1 protein-coding gene is annotated in these 318 nt (G+C 74.5%); it reads right to left on the reverse strand.

Annotated elements, in window-relative coordinates:
• Positions 1-318: ketoacyl-synthetase C-terminal extension domain-containing protein (locus DEH69_RS29270; RefSeq protein WP_147255911.1), on the reverse strand; the 318-nt coding region annotated here is incomplete at both ends.

The following is a 318-nucleotide window of genomic DNA, read 5'->3' on the forward strand; positions in this document are numbered from 1 at the left end:
CGTCGAGGGCGGCGAGGCGTTCGTCCGCGTTCCCGGCGATCACCACCGCGCGATGCTCGAGCGCGGCTCGCGTGGTGGCCAGCGAGAACCCCACGTCAACGGGGCGCAGTTCGGGGCGTCCGGCCACGAACTCCCGCAGCCGCCGCGCCTGTTCCCGCAGGGCCTCGGGCGTTCTGGCGGAGAGCGTCCAGGGCAGCGCCCCCGGCGTCGGTCCCCCGGGCGAGGGGTCGTTCTCCTCCGGGCTCTCGGCGACCGGTGACTCCTCGAGGATGAGGTGGGCGTTGGTGCCGGAGATCCCGAACGAGGACACCCCCGCAC

The organism is Streptomyces sp. PT12 (assembly GCF_003311645.1).
Taxonomy (GTDB): domain Bacteria; phylum Actinomycetota; class Actinomycetes; order Streptomycetales; family Streptomycetaceae; genus Streptomyces.